Source organism: Janthinobacterium sp. 78 (assembly GCF_003096775.1).
In the GTDB taxonomy this organism is placed as follows: domain Bacteria; phylum Pseudomonadota; class Gammaproteobacteria; order Burkholderiales; family Burkholderiaceae_D; genus Janthinobacterium; species Janthinobacterium tructae.
The window spans coordinates 612,915-628,981 of the sequence record NZ_QENT01000001.1; the positions used below are offsets into that span (position 1 = coordinate 612,915).

Below are 16,067 nucleotides of genomic sequence, written 5' to 3' on the forward strand. Positions count from 1 at the left end.
CAGCATGGACCTGGTGTTCTACGGCTTTGCCGTGCTGCTGTTTGCCGCCTGCATCCTGATGGTGGAAGGCGCCTGGCTGTGGTGGTCGGGCACGCATGGCAGCGCGGCGCGGCGCATCAACCGGCGCTTGCGGCTGATGGCGGCGCTCGGCGAGGCGGGTGGGGAGCGGATCTCCATCCTCAAGCAACGCCGCTATGCGCGTGCGCCTGGCCTCGAGCGTTTGCTGCGGCGCGTGCCGCAGGCGGCGCGGCTCGACCACTTGCTGCTGCAATCGGGCTTGTCCTGGTCGGTGGCGCAATTCATCGGCGTCACGGGTGCCCTGTTGCTGGCGGCCTTGCTGCTGCTGGCGGCCTGGTCCATGCCCTTGCCTGGCGCCTTGCTGCTGCTGGTCAGTGCCGTGAGCGGACCGTGCCTGTTGGTGCTGCGCGCGCGCGCGGCGCGGCTGAAAAAGATCGAGGCGCAACTGCCGGAAGCGGCCGATTTCCTGGCCCGCGCGCTGCGCGCCGGTCACTCGTTTTCCAACGTGCTGCAAATGGTGGGCGACGAACTCAATGAGCCGATCAGCGGCGAATTCAAGATGGCGCACGAAGAGATCAATTACGGCGTGCCGATGAACGAGGCGCTGCAAAACCTGGCCGCGCGCATTCCGCTGACGGACTTGCGCTACCTCGTCATCGCCGTGCTGGTGCAGCGCGAATCGGGGGGGAGCCTGGCCGAAGTGCTGGTCAGCATCGCGTGCATCATCCGCGCCCGTTTGAAACTGCTGGGGCAGGTGCGCGTGCTGTCGGCCGAGGGGCGCATGTCGGCCTGGGTGCTGGGACTGATGCCGGTGGTGATGATCGGCGTCATGGCGCTGGTCAACCCGCAATACATCCGCCTGCTGTGGACCGATCCCAGCGGCATCAAATTGCTGTGGTACGCGGCCGGCATGGTGGCGCTGGGCGTGGTCTGGATGCGCAATGTGATACGTATCAGGATATAACAACAGGGGGTGGCATGAGCACTTCGCAACTGCTGTTTCTCGGGATTGTCTTCGTCGTGGTAGTGGCGCTGGCCCTGCTGGCGTGGCTGATCTTCATTCCCGGCACCTTGCGCCAGCGCCTGTTCGGCGCCACGGCGCCGGCGGCCAGCGACGCGGTGGCCGACTCTGGCTGGGTGGAGCGCGTGGCGCGCGTGGCGCAGCCGTTCAGCAAGCTGTCGCTGCCGGAAGAGGGCTGGGAGCGCTCGCCGCTGCGCACGCGTTTCATGAATGCGGGCTGGCGGCAAGCGAGCGCGCCGGCCCTGTACTTTGCGGCGAAAAGCGTTTTGGCCCTGCTGTTTCCCACCGTGCTGGGGCTGTATGCGGCCAGCGCCATGGCGGCGCAGATGCGCAGCGTGCTGCTGTTGCTGCTATGCGTCAGCGCTACCGTCGGCTATTACCTGCCGAACCTGGTGCTGGCCAGCACGGCCAAGCGGCGCCAGCGCGATATCTTTGAAAATATCCCCGATGCGCTCGACTTGCTGACCGTATGCGTGGAAGCGGGCCTGAGCCTGGAGCGTGCGCTGGTCAAGGTATCGGGCGAGATCCACATCAAAAGCATGGTGCTGGCGCAGGAATTGCAACTGGTACTGATGGAAATGCGCGCCGGCTTTTCCAAGGAAAAGGCATTGCGCAACCTGGCCTTGCGCAGCGGCGTGGAAGATGTCGATACCCTCGTCGCCATGCTGATCCAATCGGAACGCTTCGGCACCAGCATGGGCGATTCGCTGCGCGTGCATTCGGAAAACCTGCGCGGCAAGCGCAGTCTGCTGGCCGAGGAGGCGGCGGCGAAGATCGCCCTGAAACTGCTGTTCCCGCTGATATTTTGCGTCTTTCCCACCCTGATGCTGGTGCTCATGGGGCCGGCCGTGATCGAAGTCTATCGCGTGCTCGTGCCGGCCATGGCCAGCCGCTGAAAGGAGTCACCATGCGCTTGACGCTCTCCCGCCTGGCCGCCGCCTGTGCCTGCCTTGGCCTGGCCGCCTGTACCACGCAACTGGCGCATGCGCCGGTGCCGACATGGCCTGACGCCGATGCCGCCTATGTGGCGGGGCGCCAGCATTTCGAGCGGGGCGACCTGCCCGCCGCGCAAGCGGCCTATGAGCAAGCGCTGCGCCATGCGCCGCGCCACGTGAATGCGCGCAACGGCCTGGCCGTGCTGCATGCGCAGCGGGGCGAGCACGCCGCCGCGATCGCCCATTGGCTGGCCTTGACGCAGGAAGCGGGCATGGCGCGGCCGCAGCAAGCCTATCTGTTCAGCAATCTCGGCCATGCCTATTATTTGAGCGGACGCGATGCGCAAGCGTTGCCTGTGCTGGAACAGGCGTGTCTGCTCGATCCGCTCAATGCGCTGGCCTGGCAGCACCTGGCGCAGGTACTCGAACGGCTGGGGCAGCATGAGCGCGCCGCCCTCATGCGGCGCCAGGCGGCCAGCTTGCGGGAACACGACTTGCGGCGCGACCTGGCGCTCGTGCGCGGCGCGGCGGCGCCGCAGCTTGTGCCCGCGCCGGTGCCGGAGGCGCCGGCCATGGCGCGCGTGGAGATCACGCAGAGCGATGGCATGGCCCGCTTGCAGCGCGTACCGGCAGCGGTGCGCAGCGTACCCGCCGCAGTGCCCGAGCGGCCCATGCCGGCGGCGCCCGCGCCGCAGCCGCGCCTGGAAATTGTGAATGGCAACGGCGTGCCGGGCATGGCCGCCGCGCTGGCGCGCAGCCTGGCTGGCGCTCCTGTGCAGGTGGTGCGCCTGGCCAATGAAACCAGCTTCCAGGTGGCGCGCACGCGCGTCGAATACCTGCCCGCGCAAGAGCAGGCGGCGCGCCAGCTGGCCCGCCAGCTTGGGCCGCAGGTGCAGACCCAGGCCGCCGACTGCCCGGCCAGCGAGCTGCGCCTGGTACTCGGGCGCGACCTGAGTGACCCCGCCGTGCTGCACCGCTATTATCTGCAGCAGTTGCAGCTGGCGCGCCAGGCACTGGCACGGCTGGGGTAAAACGCCTCTGCCGGTGTCAACAACACGCGGCGTCTGCAAAGGCGCCGCGTGTTGTTGACATGCCAGTGTCTATTCCGGCTGGCGGCGGCGCGTGAACGCCAGGGCGGCCAGCCCCAGACCCAGCAGGAACAGGCTGCCCGGTTCCGGTACGGCCAGGGGATCGATGACGACGATGTCGGTGCGCGTGGACTTGGCGAAGTTCAAGGTATAGCTGCCGGCGGGCAGGGCGAAATTCGAGGTCAGGGAAAACAGCGCAAAGCCATTCGTGAAGGCGCGCCCGGTAGCGGGATCATTCGTGCCTGCCGTCAAGTTCAGGCTGAACGGGTCGAGGCTGCCGGCGCCATGGTTGCCGTTGATATCGCTACCATTGTTGGCGTCGCCATCGGGCGCGAACTGGAAGATCACGCCATCGGCGTTCGCGTTCGACAGGCAGCCGGCGGGGCTGGCGGCATTGCACGAGATATTGAAGATATCCATGATCGACACGTTCGACTTGTCGCCCATGGTCGTCACGCTGGTGCGCAAGTCGCGCCGTCCCATGAAACTGAAGGTGATGAAGCCGGCGCTCGACAGGGTCAGGTTGACGGAGCCGGTGAGCGTGTCGCCGGCCGTGGCCGTGGCGGCGCCGACCGTGTTGCGCTGTGCTTCCGCCACGGCTTGCACGCTGGCGCCGCCATTGAGCATGTTGCCGAAGGCGTGCGCATCGCCGCGCGCGAATTCCAGGGTGGAGCTGGGACTGGGTGCATAGTGGTTTTGCGGCAAGCCGCTGCAGCCGCCACCCGAACACACTTGCAGCACGTCGGCGTTGGCGGCCGGCCCCGTATTGACGGCGCGCGGATTGACGGCCACGCCGCCTTCGAAAAACGCGCTGTCGCTGGCATTGCGGTTGGCGCCGGCCAGCGACAAGCTGCCGGCACTGGTGGTGATCCGGAAATTGTTCAACTCATTGACGGCCAGGCCGTACGCGCCGGCCTGCGCCTGGCCGCTGGCCAGCAGGCTTGCCGCCGCCAGTGCGCCCAGCCAGCCCAGGGTCTTGCTTCGTGTGTGATCGACGTTCATCGCAGCCTCTTATCGTGGTCAGTCGCGGAAAATCCGGGGGACAAAGAATCCAGAGTGACTTGCCTGGATTCATCTCGTAGACTGGGATAAGCAGCTTGCGTGCCACACAAAAAAAGTAAATTGAATCAACTACTTGCGCAAAGCGGACTGAGCTGGATAGGGCGAAGTGTAAGAAAGGCCGACGCCGCTTGGCGGGCAGCGTCGGCCCGCCTCAGGTACCGCGGTGATAGCCCAGGTGGCCACCCGAATTGCTTGCGCAACCGCAACCGATGCGCGCCACTTCCTCACCTTCCGTCAATTTCCAGTTGGTAATGGTCGTGTGCTGCCAGTCGATGTCGCTTTTCTTGACAGGTTTGACCGTCAAGGTGCGCTGCTCTACATCTGTGTATTCCATCAGCTCCTCGTCGTCGGCGATGTCGAAATGGCGGTGGATCAGGGAAATGCCGAAGCGGTCGAGTGCGCCGTAGCGCTGCAGCACGTCGCGCAATTCGCGAAAGCAGGCCAGATCCGCGGGCAGCAGCGGATCGACGGCGGAAATATCGGCAACGGGTTGCCATTGCATGGCATGGATGTTCAGGCTGTGCATGATAGGCTCCTGTGCCCCGTGATGAGTGGCCCAGGCTGCCGGAGGGGCGCCGGCACGCCTGGCGAAATACCCATCGTGGCCGCAAAGCGGGTGCGGCGCTTGCGCCAGATCAAAGGTGCGGCACATCGCGCCACGCCCGGTAAAATAGGCCATGGCAAACAAAACTCCCACTTTCCCCGGCGCACGCACGGGCCGCGGCCAGGTCCTGGCCGTGCTGCTGTCGAACCGCGACCAGTCCGGTGCCGAACCGCTGCAAGGCCGCGTCTCGCTGGCCGCCATCGTCAAAGCGCTGAAACGCAAATACCACTGGCCCATCGAGACGCACAGTTTCCCCGCGAATACGCAGGATGGCCGCGCCAGCTGGGCGACCGTGTATAGCTTGCCGGAAAAGGTGATCGAGGCCGCGCTGGAGGCCGGCGGCCGCGAGTGGCTGGAGAGCCGGGCAGTGGTCGGGCGGCGGTGAGTTGCCGCCTTACCCTATTCGAGCCGGAAGCCGACCTTCAGCGTGACCTGGAAGTGCGCCACCTTGCCATCGACGATATGGCCGCGCGACTCGGTCACTTCATACCAGTCCATATGCTTGACCGTCAGCGCCGCCTTGGCAATGGCATCGCGTATCGCCTGATCGCTGCTCTCGGTCGATGTGCCCACCAGTTCGATGAGCTTGTAAGTATGTGCGGACATGATGTTTCCCCAGGTAGGAAAGCCAGACATCGGAGTTTGTTCTTCGCCAGCAAGTGCCCATAGTGCGCCTAAATGCGGCAGACGTCATTGCGCGGTGCAGCAATGCAAATGGCCATGAACCATTGGCGACGTCAGCAAGATTGCCCGCTCAGAAATAATACCCCGCCTGTAAATTGATCCTGCGCGTGTAGCCATCGTGCCGGAGCGAGGTCGACGCCAGCCCCCCTGCGTCCGGCGACAGATACGGGTGATGCTTGCCTAACATGAAGTCGGCGTAGAACACCCATTTCCCGGATGAAAAACTCAGTCCGCTAACGTTCTGCACCGAACTTTTGTAGTTGCCGACACGTTTGCGCAGGATGCTGTAGTCGTTATACAGCTTGAATCCGCCCAGCGGGCCCAGCGTGCCAGGGATGTCGTAGCTGAGGTTGGCGATATAGATATCGCCCTTGGCCGCCACCGGGTAGGGATAACCGAATGCGCCCAGGATGACGAAGCTGTTCGGGTCGAGCCCGCCGTAGGTCTGGGTCACGCCATGGCTGGTGCCATAGCTGTAGCGCAAGGCTTCCAGCATGACATTCCAGGGTCCCATGCCGCCCCGGTAGTGCAGCGCCACCGCATTGCGCCGCGTATCGCGCCCTTCGCTGCGGGTGTCGTTACGTATCGTGCCGGTCAAGGCGGACAAGCCCACTTCATGCTGGCCCGAACTGCCGATGTGCGCCACGACGCGGCCCGTGAAGGTATTGCGTTCGTGGTCGCGCTGGCCGGTGGCAAACCCCTGCTGGTCATCATCGGGCACGATATTATACGAGTAGCGGTTCGAAGCCCCGGCCGTATTGCCGCCGCCGCCATAGGAACCCCCGTCACGCGGATAAAAGCCCAGCTGCCACTCGACGGGGCCGGGTGGGCTGGCGTAGGTCACGCCGAGATCGTACTTGTCCTCGAAACCGGTGTAGAACGCCATCGACTCGTAAAAATTATTCGACGCGAACGGCTGCAGCCCGAACGGATTTTTCACCAGGCCCGCTTGCAAGGTGCTCTTGTCGGCCAAGCGCACACCGACCCAGCCGTGATGCAGGAAGTGCTGCCAATAGCCGCCCTGCCCCTTCGGGTACCGGTTGTAACGGTATTGCGCCGAGCCGATCAGCGTGCCATCGTCAAAATTGACGTCCAGCCGCGCCGTATCCAGGCCGACGAAACCGCTCCGATAGTCGTCCTGCCAGCTTTTGTAAACATAATTGAAGCGGATCGCGCCGCCGACGGTCCAGGGCGATCCGGCCACCTCTTCGGCCGTTACGGCGTTGCACAGCAATAACAACGCTCCCGCCAGGACGACACCACGATGGTTTGCAGACATGGTCAATCTCCCTTGTTAGTGCAGGCGCAGCGCGTCGCGCGACCCGGCCTGCGGCGCCCGCGACGGCAAGGCACTGCCGTCCATCTGCGGCAGCTTGAAGCCTGCGACCACCTCGGCCAGCGCGCTGGCCTGCTGCTGCAGCGATTGCGCAGCGGCGGCGGCTTGCTCGACCAATGCGGCATTCTGCTGGGTGTTTTCATCCATTTGCGTCACCGCCGTCCCCACTTCGGTGATGCCGCTGCTTTGTTCATGGCTGGCACTGCTGATCTGCTTGACGATACCGGCCAGTTGGCGAATGCTGTCCACCACCTCGCTCATGGTCACGCCCGCACTTTCCACCAGGCGGCTGCCCGCGTCGACCTGCGTCACGGAATCGCCGATCAGCGCCTTGATTTCCTTGGCCGCTTCGGCCGAGCGGCCGGCGAGCAAGCGCACTTCCGATGCCACGACAGCAAAACCGCGGCCCATTTCTCCGGCCCGCGCCGCTTCAACGGCGGCATTGAGCGCCAGGATATTGGTCTGGAAGGCGATCCCGTCGATGGTGCTGATGATGTCGACGATTTTGCGCGAGGCAATATTGATGTCGCCCATGGTCTGCACCACCTGTTGCACCACCTCGCCGCCACGCCCGGCCACCTGCGTGGCGCTGGCGGCCAGCTGGTCAGCCTGCATGGCGTTTTCGGCGTTCTGCTGGACAGTCGCCATCAGTTGCTCCATGGCGGCTGAGGTTTCTTCCAGCGCGCTGGCTTGCGACTCGGTGCGCACCGACAGGTCATTGTTGCCAGAGGCAATCTCGCCCGATGCTGTCCTTACCGTATCGGACGCCTCGCGGATTTGTAGCAGTACAGTGGCGATCTTGTCGGCGAAACGGTTGAAGGCGCTGGCAATGTGCGTCAGCTCGTCGCGGCCGGACGTATCCATGCGTCGCGTCAGGTCACCCTCCCCCGAAGCAATGTCTTCCAGCGCGTCGCGCACCAGTATCATGCGGCGCAACTGGCGGCTGACGAACAGCGACATCAAACCGCCGGCGGCCAGCAGGCACAGCACCGTGAGCACCACCGTCACGCGCAGCATCGACCTCAGCGATGCGGTAGCGAGGTCGCGGTCAACCGCCGTCAGCAGTATCCATGGCGTCCCCTCGACCTTGGCGGCGTACACCATCTGCGGGGCGCCATCGATCATCACTTCGGCATGCGCATTGCCCGCGACCAGGCGCGCCAGCAGCGCGGCATCGAGGCCGGCTGCCAGTTCGGTGACCGGCTTGAGCGTCAATTCCTTGCGCGCATGCGCCAGAATGGTGTTGTTCGTGCCATCGACGAGCACGGCAAAACTCTTTTCCGTGGGGTGGATGGCGTTGACTTTCCTGACCACCGAGGTCAGCTTTGCGTCAGCACTGACCACGCCGGCGAGCGCACCGCCAGCCTGTGCGAAAACGGGTTCCACGAAGCTCACGTACAGTTCGCCGGTACCGGCATCGGCATAAGGGGACGTGATGGCGGGGCCACCTGTCGACACCGCCAGCTTGTACCAGGGGCGCGCCGTGCCATCGAAGTCAGGTGGCACCGTCCATCCGCTGTAGTGAGCACGCTTGTCGCTCAAGGCAAAGCCCACCGAATCCAATGCTCCGGCCTGCCGGGCCGTATCGAGTGCGGGTTGGGGATCCGGCTGGGCCACCGCTACCTTCAATGCGCCCGCAATGCGCTGCTTGTCCTGCACCCACTCGGTCAGCTCACGCGCATACAGGCGCGTGACATCGTTGATCTGCTTGTCCAGCGAAGAGAGGACATTGGTACGCACGCTCACGAAGGTCACAGTCGAGAGGAGAACCAGCGCCACTGCGGCGATGGCAATGGCGATACCGATAAGGCGCGCACGCAAAGTGTGGAACATGGCAACTCCAAAATGGACAAGGGACGCATCGAACAGGGAAAGTCCACGTTTTCGTGCGAGCACGAAGCCTGGATTCAGCTATGCCGCAATAAACACAGTTAAACTCAGTGCAGCCTATTGCGTCAAGTCAACTAGTTTCACCTCATGGCAACTATCGCAAGAATGTGGTAAAAATGAAAATCCCCCTTTCTTGCCGGCAGCCATTTTTCGCATGGACGCGCGCCGTGGCGGTTCGGTGGTTTTCGCTTTCCTGGATCCGCAGCGTCAACGTAGCCATGTTCTGGCAACACTTGTGCTGTTCTGACGCTGCGCGCGCCGCCCGCATCGAACTGGACCACCAGGAAGAAACGGTGCGCCAGTTCGACCGGAGCATGCAGCGCGGCGAACGTGTGGTGAAAATCCGCTGTGGCGCCGACATCAAGCCCCTGCCCATCACCTGGCTGTGGCCGGGCTGGGTGCCGGCCGGAAAGCTGACCATCCTGGCCGGCGCCGCCGGTACCGGCAAGACCACACTCGCCCTGGCGCTGGCCGCCGTGCTGACCGCTGGCGGACGCTGGCCTGATGGTAGCGAGTGCAAGCAGCTGGGAAACGTGTTGATTTGGTCGAGCGAGGACGTGGCCGCCGATACGCTGGTGCCGCGGCTGATTGCCTCCGGCGCCGACCTGGCACGCTGCCACTTCATCGAGGGCATCGCCCAAGACGGGGAAAGCGTGCCGTTCGACCCGTCACAGGATATTGCGGACCTGCGCCGCGCGGTCGATGCCATCGGCGGCGTGAGCCTGCTTCTGATAGACCCGATTGTGTCGGCCGTCGCTGGCGACATGCACCGGGCCAACGACGTGCGCCGCAGCCTGCAGGCGGTGGTGGACTTCGCGGACGCTCACGGCTGCGCGGTCATCGGCATCACACACTTTGCCAAGGGCGGCGCCGGCAAGGCGCCACAGGACCGGGTTATCGGTTCGCAGGCATTCGGCGCCCTGGCGCGCATGGTGCTGGTGATGGCCAAGGAGGAGGGCAGCAACCGCCGTGTGATGGCCAGGGCGAAGTCAAACATCGCGCCCGACGACGGCGGCGTGGCCTACTCGCTCGACCTGGTGACCATTGCTGGCGGCATCGAGGCGACGCATGCGGTATGGGAAGGCGTGATTGAGGGCACGACCAGGGAAATCCTCGGCGATGTTGAACACGATGACAGCGAGGGCGGCGGCGAGCGCCTGGACGCGGAGCAGTTCCTGCGCGACCTGTTGGCGGACGGTCCAGTATCGACAAAGCAGGTCAAGCCTGATGCCTCCGGCGCTGGGTATGCATGGCGGACCATCGAGCGCGCGAAACGCGACCTGGGCATCGAGGCAGCGAAGGCCGGCATGAAGGATGGATGGCAATGGATTTTGCCGAAGGCCGCCAAAGAATAGCGAAGACCGCCACTAAATAGTGTGGCGGTCTTCGGGAAAAATGACGGTCTTCGTGGCAATGTTTGGCACAAGTCGGAGGCTCCGCCGATTGAAGGGAGCACCGAAGGGAGCGAAGGGAGCACTGTTTTTTCTGCGCTCCCTTCGCTCCCTTCGTGCGCTCTTCGCTATGCAAGATGCGCTCAACGATTGCTACTGCAGCCAGCCCTAAGCAAGCCGTAAATGTTTATGGAGAGTTGCAATTCCGGCATATAATTTCCTTCTCGTAACGTACCGGAGACAGAAATGAATCTTGAAGTTCTGAATCATCTTATCCACAACGATGTGGAACGCATCGAGGCGCTCGCTACCGATAAAAAGGTTGATGCTGCTGCCTCGGTGGGAATTGCGAAACTTGTTTCGGCACAGAAAGGCGATGTGACCAGCCTGTCGGCAAAGCAGGCATTCCTTTTTGACGAAGCAGTCCGGCCGCTAATCCAAAATGTACGTTGCGAGGGAGTGATTGGCCTCCTGGAAGACGGTAACGATTCCTGTATGAACGACTCGATTATCGACGACGAGAGTCTCCTGTTGTCATACATCGACGACGACTTCAAGTGTCAGCAGTGCCGGTATGACGCCCAAAAGATGCACGACGACTGACGCAACATTTGATTACACGGACAGCGGGGGAGTTAGCGCCAGCATGGAATCGACACGCGCCTGCGCCTCCGACTTCCCCTCGTTCATCGCAAGTTCTTGGTTCCTGTGCGGCCGTCCATCGCACCGCTGGAACGGGCCGCCACCAATCGAGTACTCAGCCAGCCAGCCCCTGCCGTAGGAGCTAAGACTCACCTCAATCTGAAGACTACGATACTTGTAATTTGAAGAGGACATGATTTCTCCTAAATGTTGATGGAGAAAGCTAAGTCTCAGTGGCTTGAGCAGATGTCAAGTGCGGCGCTGATGTCACAGTCCTTAGAAGATAAATTTGCCTTCGGCCTTATAGCCGTTGGGCGCTGGTGTCGGAACCATCTCCAATACCTGCTTCTCACCCTTCCGCAAATATTTCTCGAAAATGCTCTCGGAGCCTTTCCCCATAAGATAACGACCTCTTTCTCGCTCAAGCCAGCCACTAGCGGTTGCCCCTACAAATTTAGGATAGTGCTGCGATTTCGCTAAAGGGCTGGAGGTGAGGAATTTTTCTTGTTGAGCGCCGCTGAGATTGGCCTGCGGATGGTTATCTATATTGAACTTCCACCAAACGGAAATGCGCAGCTCTCCTGAGCCTATAGGGTCCCAGTTGACTATGGAAGTTTCGCCGGCAATCACTGTAGTGATGTAGCCGCCTGCGCCACGAGATTCCTCTTCGGTATAGTCAAAGCGTATCAACCCTTTTTCTAAAAGTTGATTGATTCCTAAGATAAGCAGTTTGCGATGGACATTCATAGCGGCAGATGAGGGTTTTATTGGCAACTTCACAAGTATAGCCCAAGGTGATGACTATTGAGGCTGTGTGATTCAACCACGTCGATGCTGCAATGGTTTCCGGCACCGGTACGGCAGAGAAACGTAATACCGGGTACGAAACCGGGTACAGAATCGTGTTTTTGCACATGATTTTATGAAAAATATGGCTTACAAGATACGACTTCCTGTTCAACGTCTTCTGAGCGGTTTTTGCGGTGGACAGCATCCCGGCGTTCGTGGAGGTGCGAATAGGAAGTGTTCAAATCAGAAGAGCTGTGGCAGCCGCTGGGGTTTCTATACGGCCACCACAGAGCGATATCAGGGATTGTTTCTTGGACTTAAGAAAATTGCAGTCCTGCGTCACGAAAACATCCCGCTTTGCATTGGCGTGTGCCCAATAGGCTTGCACGTCACACAATGCATTCTTCCACTTTTTAAAATGGTAGGCATCAATTACAAGCGGGGCGACTCCGTGAGCGGAGCAGTATGACTCCCACTCATCAGGGATGGTAGGGAACAAAATTTTGTGGATAACCCTCTGCAACTGAATACCCTTTTCGTCAGTCCACAATGCGTTATCCCAGTAGCTAATATCGAAGATAAACATTGGATAGACCATTTCTAAAGCCCCCAACCCCAAGGCAGCGGTGCGTTCTGTGAATTCGGCAAAGCTGTCAAGCTGCCGGCCGGACTTTTGAGATTCCGACGCCGACATCGCAATTAGGGCAACAGATGCCGTGCCCTCGTTGTGGGCTTGCACCAGTTGTTGAATATATCCGGCATTGGGTCGTCCCTCATCGATATCAATTATGCAGTTGGTGTCGAGCGTGAACGTCGGGATGGCCATGTGATATTTTCCGAATCGGGTTACACAGCGGTTACATGGGGAGGAAAAGACGCAAGGGAATTAAAAAAGGGTTACAAGCCGAAGCATGTAACCCTTTGATTTTCCTACTGAATTCTGGTGCCGACTGCCGGTTTCGAACTGGCCACCTGATGATTACAAATCAACTGCTCTACCAAATGAGCTAAGTCGGCAAAAACTGTGCGTTGCGAATTATACGCTATTTAATGCGTGTCAGGGTCGGGCGGCCGCCTTTTTTTGGTGGCTCGTCGTCGCCGGGCGTGGCGTTGTCGCGTTGTTCGGGGGAACTGGTTGGCACGGACGACAGGGTCGGGGCGCTGGAGACCGGGGCCAGCGCTGGCGGCGGCAGGTCGGCGGAGGCCGGGCTGTCCGTCGGTTGTGCATCGGGGTCATCGTTGCCCAGCACGGGCTCGAAGGCCATGCCCTGGCCGTTTTCGTTGGCGTAGATGGCCATCACGTTGTCGACCGGTACGTAGATTTCGCGCGAGACACCGCCAAAGCGGGCGTGGAAGCGGACGGCGTCGTTGTCCATCTTCAGGCCGCTGGTGGCGCCGAAGCTGATGTTGAGCACGATCTCGCCCTTTTTCACGTATTCCATCGGTACCGTGGTGCGCGAATCGACTTTGACCGCGAGATAAGGCGTGTAGCCGCTGTCGGTGCACCATTCGTAGATGGCGCGCAGCATATAGGGTTTGGTTGAGATTTCAGACATGGTAGGCACTGTGAGGCGGGAGCGCCCCCATCAAGCATGAGGCGGGCGCACCGGTAGTTCAAAAGACACAGATATCCCGGCAAGCGTGGCTTGCCGGGATAATCTTAGCGGCGCATGACCTTTTCGGAAGGGGTCAGCGCTTCGATATAGGCCGGACGCGAGAAGATGCGTTCGGCGTATTTCATCAGCGGTGCAGCCGTCTTCGACAGTTCGATGCCGTAGTGGTCCAGGCGCCACAGCAGCGGCGCGACAGCCACGTCGAGCATCGAGAATTCGTCGCCCAGCATGTACTTGTTTTTCAGGAACAGCGGCGCCAGGGTCGTCAGGCGGTCGCGGATTTCCGCGCGTGCCTTGTCGTGGGCCTTGTCGTTGCTCTTGGCGCGTTCGCTTTCCAGCACGTGCACGTGCACGAACAGTTCTTTTTCGAAATTGAACAGCATCAGGCGCGCGCGGGCACGCATCAGCGGATCGGCTGGCATCAGTTGCGGATGCGGGAAGCGCTCATCGATGTACTCGTTGATGATGTTCGATTCATACAGGATCAGTTCGCGCTCGACCAGGATAGGCACCTGGCCATACGGGTTCATGGTCGAAATATCTTCCGGCTTGTTGAACAGGTCGACGTCGCGCACTTCGAAGTCCATGCCTTTTTCAAACAGGACCAGGCGGCAGCGTTGCGAAAATGGGCAGGTTGTACCCGAATAGAGAACCATCATTTTTTATAGTTCCTTAGAAACAAAGGGGGTGAAGCCGCGAACGGCTCACCCCAGGTCGCTTGTCCACTCATGCGGACAACGCAGAAACAGGCATAAACCGGCCTATGGCCGGCGCCTCACTTATTTGACTTCCTTCCAGAACGACGCGTTAAGGCGCCATGCCAGCAGAGCAAATACCGACAGGAACAGCAGCACCCACACGCCCAGGCGTTTGCGTGTTTGCTGTGCCGGTTCGGCCATCCACTCCATGTAGCCGACCAGGTCGGCTACCGCATTGTCATACTCGATCTTGTTCAACGTGCCGGGCTTGACCTGCTCGAAGCCGGCAAATTTGTGGATCTTCTTGCTGGGCTCGTGGGGATCCGTCTCTTCCACGAACTTGGCAGTCTGGACACCTTGCAATTCCCATAATACATGCGGCATGGCAACATTCGGCAAGACCATGTTGTTCCAGCCGGTCGGCCGAGTGTCGTCTTTATAGAACGTACGCAGGTAAGTATACAGGTAGTCGCCGCCTGTGCCAGCGGAAGATGATTTCGCGCGCGAAATTACCGACAAATCGGGCGGTACGACGCCAAAGAAGGCCTTGGCGTCCTGCGGTGCCAGGCTAGTCGTCATCAAGTCGCCGACTTTATCGCCTGAGAACAACAGATTCTGCTTGATCTGGTCTTCCGTCAAGCCCAGGTCGCGCAGGCGGTTGTAGCGCATCGACACGGCGGCGTGGCAATTCAGGCAATAATTGACGAACAATTTGGCGCCATGCTGCAGCGCCGCCATGTTGGTCTGGCGGTCAGGAGCCTTGTCCAGCGGAAAGCCGCCTTCGCTGGCGAGAGCCATGGCAGGCACGAAGGCCAGGATGGCGAGCAGTTTTTTTGCAATCTTCATATGATGTATGTCCTTTGAGCGTGGCGTGAGAGCGGCTTAATGCGGGTGAAACGTCACACGCGACGGCACGGTCTTGAACTTGCCCATTGCACTCCACCATGGCATCAGCAGGAAAAAGCTGAAGTAAATCAGGGTGCACACTTGCGACACGATGGTTTTCGTATCCGTTGGCGCCTGGGTGCCGAGGTAGCCCAGGATCAGGAACGACAGGCCGAAGATGGCGTACACATATTTGTGCCAGTTCGGACGGTAGCGGATCGATTTCACGGGCGAATGGTCGAGCCATGGCAGGAAGGCCAGGATCACGACGGAACCGCCAAAGAACACCACGCCCCAGAATTTCGCGTCCAGCACCTGCGGCAGCATGCCGATGATGGCGACGATGGCGATGCCGGCGATTGCCGACTTGACGGTCGTCGACAGGCGCGACTTGAGCCAGATGAACACCACGTAGGCCGCCACGACACCCATCAGCACGTACATGAAGTCGGCCGTGGTGGCACGCAGCACCGAGTAGAACGGCGTGAAGTACCAGGTTGGCGCGATGTGCAGCGGGGTCTTCAGCGAATCGCCGGGCAGGAAGTTGTTGTATTCCAGGAAGTAACCGCCCATTTCCGGCGCGAAGAACACGACGGCGCTGAAAATGACGAGGAAGATCGATACGCCGAACAGGTCATGCACGGTGTAGTACGGATGCGACGGAATCGAATCGAGCGGGTGGCCATCGGCGCCCAGGTTTTCCTTCACTTCGATACCGTCCGGATTGCTCGAACCGACTTCATGCAGGGCGATCAAGTGCGCTGCAACCAAGCCCAGCAGTACCAGCGGGATGGCGATCACGTGGAAGGCGAAGAAGCGGTTCAGGGTCGCGTCGGACACAACGTAGTCGCCGCGGATCCACAACGACAGGTCAGGGCCGATGAATGGGATGGCGCCGAACAGGTTGACGATCACTTGGGCGCCCCAGTACGACATCTGGCCCCATGGCAGCAGGTAGCCGAAGAACGCTTCGGCCATCAGGCACAGGAAGATGGCGAAACCGAACAGCCAGATCAGCTCACGTGGCTTGCGGTAGGAGCCGTACAGCAGGGCGCGCGTCATGTGCAGGTAGACGATGATGAAGAAGGCCGAGGCGCCCGTCGAGTGCATGTAGCGCACCAGCCAGCCCCACGGTACTTCGCGCATGATGTACTCGACGGAATTGAAGGCCAGGGCCGCATCCGGTTTGTAATGCATGGTCAGGAAGATGCCGGTGACGATCTGCAAGACCAGCACCAGCATGGCCAGCGAGCCGAAGATGTACCAGAAATTGAAGTTTTTCGGGGCGTAGTACTTGCCCCATTGGTCGTTCCACAGCTTGGTCAGGGGAAAGCGGTCATCGACCCAGCCCAGCGCTTTTTCGGCGACGGGGGCGTCTGCCGGGAATTTCGTTTCTTTAAAAGCTGCCATG

17 protein-coding genes and 1 tRNA gene are annotated in these 16,067 nt (G+C 60.9%); 6 read left to right on the forward strand and 12 right to left on the reverse strand.

Annotated elements, in window-relative coordinates:
* The first annotated feature begins 4 nt into the window (after nucleotides 1-4).
* Genes C8C92_RS02640 through C8C92_RS02650 form a run of 3 tightly spaced genes read left to right on the forward strand, consistent with a single transcriptional unit; the run spans nucleotide 5 to nucleotide 3,005 of the window.
* Complete coding sequence (locus C8C92_RS02640) at nucleotides 5-982, forward strand: type II secretion system F family protein (protein WP_116742958.1); 978 nt, start codon at nucleotides 5-7, stop codon at nucleotides 980-982.
* Between the two features lie 14 nt (nucleotides 983-996).
* Nucleotides 997-1,935 carry a type II secretion system F family protein gene (locus C8C92_RS02645; RefSeq protein ID WP_099761018.1) on the forward strand — a complete coding sequence of 313 codons (939 nt, stop codon included), beginning with the start codon at nucleotides 997-999 and terminating at the stop codon, nucleotides 1,933-1,935.
* Nucleotides 1,936-1,946: 11 nt separating this feature from the next.
* Complete coding sequence (locus C8C92_RS02650; protein ID WP_116742959.1) at nucleotides 1,947-3,005, forward strand: LytR C-terminal domain-containing protein; 1,059 nt, start codon at nucleotides 1,947-1,949, stop codon at nucleotides 3,003-3,005.
* Between the two features lie 69 nt (nucleotides 3,006-3,074).
* On the opposite strand, the gene C8C92_RS02655 is transcribed toward C8C92_RS02650, so the two are convergent.
* Nucleotides 3,075-4,064 (reverse strand): EDSAP-1 family PEP-CTERM protein, encoded by a 990-nt coding sequence (locus C8C92_RS02655; protein ID WP_116742960.1) that lies wholly within the window; start codon nucleotides 4,062-4,064, stop codon nucleotides 3,075-3,077.
* A 211-nt stretch (nucleotides 4,065-4,275) separates the two neighbouring features.
* Nucleotides 4,276-4,650: a hypothetical protein gene (locus tag C8C92_RS02660; protein WP_071079861.1), complete on the reverse strand. Its 375-nt coding sequence runs from the start codon at nucleotides 4,648-4,650 to the stop codon at nucleotides 4,276-4,278.
* A 151-nt stretch (nucleotides 4,651-4,801) separates the two neighbouring features.
* Between C8C92_RS02660 and C8C92_RS02665 the strand changes: the two genes are divergently transcribed.
* Nucleotides 4,802-5,113, forward strand: a complete 312-nt coding sequence (locus tag C8C92_RS02665) for a hypothetical protein (RefSeq protein WP_099761015.1) — start codon at nucleotides 4,802-4,804, stop codon at nucleotides 5,111-5,113.
* Between the two features lie 14 nt (nucleotides 5,114-5,127).
* Here the strand turns inward: C8C92_RS02665 and C8C92_RS02670 are convergent, their stop codons facing one another.
* The 3 genes from C8C92_RS02670 to C8C92_RS02680 form a co-directional block, all read right to left on the reverse strand.
* Nucleotides 5,128-5,334: a dodecin gene (locus tag C8C92_RS02670; RefSeq protein ID WP_034753599.1), complete on the reverse strand. Its 207-nt coding sequence runs from the start codon at nucleotides 5,332-5,334 to the stop codon at nucleotides 5,128-5,130.
* Nucleotides 5,335-5,482: 148 nt separating this feature from the next.
* Nucleotides 5,483-6,691 carry a hypothetical protein gene (locus tag C8C92_RS02675; RefSeq protein ID WP_243420095.1) on the reverse strand — a complete coding sequence of 403 codons (1,209 nt, stop codon included), beginning with the start codon at nucleotides 6,689-6,691 and terminating at the stop codon, nucleotides 5,483-5,485.
* 15 nt (nucleotides 6,692-6,706) lie between these two features.
* Nucleotides 6,707-8,581: a methyl-accepting chemotaxis protein gene (locus C8C92_RS02680; protein ID WP_116742961.1), complete on the reverse strand. Its 1,875-nt coding sequence runs from the start codon at nucleotides 8,579-8,581 to the stop codon at nucleotides 6,707-6,709.
* Nucleotides 8,582-8,754: 173 nt separating this feature from the next.
* On the opposite strand from C8C92_RS02680, the gene C8C92_RS02685 reads away from it, so the two are divergent.
* Entirely contained in the window at nucleotides 8,755-9,993 is a 1,239-nt protein-coding gene (locus C8C92_RS02685) for an AAA family ATPase (protein ID WP_243420096.1), read from the forward strand.
* A gap of 282 nt (nucleotides 9,994-10,275) precedes the next feature.
* On the forward strand, nucleotides 10,276-10,632 hold the full coding sequence (locus C8C92_RS02690; protein ID WP_116742963.1) for a hypothetical protein: 357 nt from the start codon (nucleotides 10,276-10,278) through the stop codon (nucleotides 10,630-10,632).
* A gap of 315 nt (nucleotides 10,633-10,947) precedes the next feature.
* Here C8C92_RS02690 and C8C92_RS02700 read toward each other — a convergent pair whose 3' ends face one another.
* From C8C92_RS02700 to C8C92_RS02730, 7 genes are all read right to left on the reverse strand, one after another.
* Nucleotides 10,948-11,451 carry a hypothetical protein gene (locus C8C92_RS02700; RefSeq protein ID WP_133250688.1) on the reverse strand — a complete coding sequence of 168 codons (504 nt, stop codon included), beginning with the start codon at nucleotides 11,449-11,451 and terminating at the stop codon, nucleotides 10,948-10,950.
* A gap of 247 nt (nucleotides 11,452-11,698) precedes the next feature.
* On the reverse strand, nucleotides 11,699-12,286 hold the full coding sequence (locus C8C92_RS02705; protein WP_116742966.1) for a hypothetical protein: 588 nt from the start codon (nucleotides 12,284-12,286) through the stop codon (nucleotides 11,699-11,701).
* 115 nt (nucleotides 12,287-12,401) lie between these two features.
* A tRNA-Thr gene (locus C8C92_RS02710) sits at nucleotides 12,402-12,477 on the reverse strand.
* A 26-nt stretch (nucleotides 12,478-12,503) separates the two neighbouring features.
* Nucleotides 12,504-13,016, reverse strand: coding sequence for a ClpXP protease specificity-enhancing factor (locus C8C92_RS02715; protein WP_071079859.1), 513 nt, complete (start codon nucleotides 13,014-13,016; stop codon nucleotides 12,504-12,506).
* Between the two features lie 104 nt (nucleotides 13,017-13,120).
* The gene (locus tag C8C92_RS02720; protein WP_010394154.1) at nucleotides 13,121-13,732 is read right to left on the reverse strand and encodes a glutathione S-transferase N-terminal domain-containing protein; all 612 of its coding nucleotides are present in this window, start codon (nucleotides 13,730-13,732) and stop codon (nucleotides 13,121-13,123) included.
* Between the two features lie 120 nt (nucleotides 13,733-13,852).
* Complete coding sequence (locus C8C92_RS02725) at nucleotides 13,853-14,617, reverse strand: cytochrome c1 (RefSeq protein WP_099761013.1); 765 nt, start codon at nucleotides 14,615-14,617, stop codon at nucleotides 13,853-13,855.
* A 36-nt stretch (nucleotides 14,618-14,653) separates the two neighbouring features.
* On the reverse strand, nucleotides 14,654-16,066 hold the full coding sequence (locus C8C92_RS02730) for a cytochrome bc complex cytochrome b subunit (RefSeq protein WP_099761012.1): 1,413 nt from the start codon (nucleotides 16,064-16,066) through the stop codon (nucleotides 14,654-14,656).
* Nucleotide 16,067 lies beyond the last annotated feature (1 nt).